The organism is Mesorhizobium sp. M7A.F.Ca.US.014.04.1.1 (assembly GCF_003998745.1).
Classification (GTDB): Bacteria; Pseudomonadota; Alphaproteobacteria; order Rhizobiales; family Rhizobiaceae; genus Mesorhizobium; species Mesorhizobium ciceri.
In genome coordinates, this window is the sequence record NZ_RZRW01000142.1 from 9,149 (window position 1) to 11,182 (window position 2,034).

A 2,034-nucleotide genomic window follows, 5' to 3' on the forward strand; every position below is an offset into this window, starting at 1 on the left:
TTCTTTCCCGCCGATAGGGCGGAGGAGGCACTGAAGCTGCTGATCGGGCTGGCCGAAGACAACCGAGTGTAGCGCATCGGCGAAGCTGCCGATCTCCCTCGTGGGGGAGATTGGCCTTCATCAATGCTCCGCAAACCTTCAGCATCCCGGCCGAGGGCGGAGCCCGCGACCGCGGGCCAGCCGCGCTAGCGGCGGTGCGGCCCGTGAGCGAAAACTAAATCAGCCGTCAGGCCGCCTTCTTCTTCGGCTGGATCAGGCCGCGCTCGACCAAAAGCTCGGCGATCTGCACCGCGTTGAGTGCGGCGCCCTTGCGCAGATTGTCGGAGACGATCCACATCGACAGGCCGTTGTCGATGGTCGAATCCTCGCGGATGCGCGAGATGAAGGTGGCGTCCTCGCCGGCCGATTCCAGCGGCGTGATGTAGCCTCCGTCCTCGCGCTTGTCCAAGACCTGGCAGCCTGGGGCTTCACGCAGGATATCCCGCGCGTCGTCGGCGGTGATCGGCTTTTCGAACTCGATGTTGACCGCTTCCGAGTGGCCGATGAACACCGGCACGCGCACGCAGGTCGCCGTCAGCTTGATCTTGGGATCGAGCATCTTCTTGGTCTCGGCGACCATCTTCCATTCTTCCTTGGTGAAGCCGTCGTCGAGGAAGACGTCGATATGCGGGATGACGTTGAAGGCGATGCGCTTGGTGAACTTCTTGACGTCGACGGTGTCGGCGACAAACACCGCGCGTGTCTGCGTGAACAGCTCGTCCATGCCTTCCTTGCCGGCGCCAGACACCGACTGGTAGGTGGCGACAACGACGCGCTTGATGGTGGCGAAATCGTGCAGCGGCTTCAGCGCCACCACCAGCTGCGCCGTCGAGCAGTTCGGATTGGCGATGATGTTCTTGCGCGTGAACAGCGAGATCGCGTCCGGGTTCACTTCCGGCACGATCAGCGGCACGTCCTGGTCGTAGCGGAAGGCCGACGAATTATCGATGACGACGCAGCCCTGCTTGCCGATCTTCGGCGACCATTCCTTGGAGACGTTGCCGCCGGCCGACATGATGCAGATATCGGTGTCGGAAAAATCATACTGGTCAAGCGACTTCACCTTCAGCGTGCGGTCGCCGAACGACACTTCCGTGCCCTGGCTGCGCCGTGAGGCCAGCGCCACCACCTCGCTTACCGGAAAGCCGCGCTCTTCCAGTATGTTGAGCATTTCCCGGCCCACATTGCCCGTGGCGCCGACGATCGCTACCTTGAAACTCATCGAAAAATCTCCTGTCCCTCTCCGCTTGGTTTTTGGAGAAACCCGCTGGCCGCTGCGGGTTCCGTCCCCCGGGCCGAACCCGGGAGAGGGTGGTTAGGCCAAGGGAATCACACCGTTTTGGTGGTGGTTTTGCCAGTTTTCTCGGCCAAGAATGTGGTTTTGCTGAAACGAGGAGATGCGCCGACGCGCCCGGCCCAATGATGTGCATTGAGGCTGGGGGCATCGAATGCAGGAAGAGCCGTCAAAAGGCCGCGCATCGAAACTGTCCCGTTCGGTGCCGGCTTTTACGCGGTTTGCGGCAAGAGTCAATTGCCGAGCGGCGCCTGGTTTTGCGCGCGCCCTGTACAATCGCGGCTGCGCGAAGTACGAACGGCCAAGATTGTTTGGCTGGCGCGAGGCCCGCCCCGGCATGTGCTCCGTGATGAGCGCGGACCCTAAAATTCCGAAAGAGTGAGATGTCCAACTTCGAAGCACTTGTTCCAGCGCTTGCCAGGGCGCTGGAGAAACGCGGCTATTCCGAGCTGACGCCCGTCCAGAAGGCGGTCGTGGCGCCCGAGCTCGGCGAGGCCGATGCGCTGGTTTCGGCGCAGACCGGCTCCGGCAAGACGGTGGCCTTCGGCCTCGCTCTGGCGCCGACCCTGCTTGAGGGCGCGGAGCGCTTCGGCCACGCCGCCGCACCGCTGGCGCTGGCGGTGGCGCCGACGCGCGAACTCGCCTTGCAGGTGACGCGCGAACTGGAATGGCTCTACGAACTGACCGGTGCCACCGTGGCG

Annotated in this window: 3 protein-coding genes; 1 reads left to right on the forward strand and 2 read right to left on the reverse strand. The window is 63.2% G+C overall.

The window, feature by feature from the left end:
• Positions 1-226: 226 nt before the first annotated feature.
• On the reverse strand, positions 227-1,261 hold the full coding sequence (locus EOA22_RS12325) for an aspartate-semialdehyde dehydrogenase (RefSeq protein ID WP_063169561.1): 1,035 nt from the start codon (positions 1,259-1,261) through the stop codon (positions 227-229).
• Positions 1,262-1,368: 107 nt separating this feature from the next.
• A complete protein-coding gene (locus tag EOA22_RS37690; protein ID WP_164746448.1) occupies positions 1,369-1,518 on the reverse strand; it encodes a hypothetical protein in 150 nt (49 codons plus the stop codon).
• 198 nt (positions 1,519-1,716) lie between these two features.
• Between EOA22_RS37690 and EOA22_RS12330 the strand changes: the two genes are divergently transcribed.
• Positions 1,717-2,034: DEAD/DEAH box helicase (locus tag EOA22_RS12330; RefSeq protein WP_164755377.1), on the forward strand; the 318-nt coding region annotated here is incomplete at its 3' end.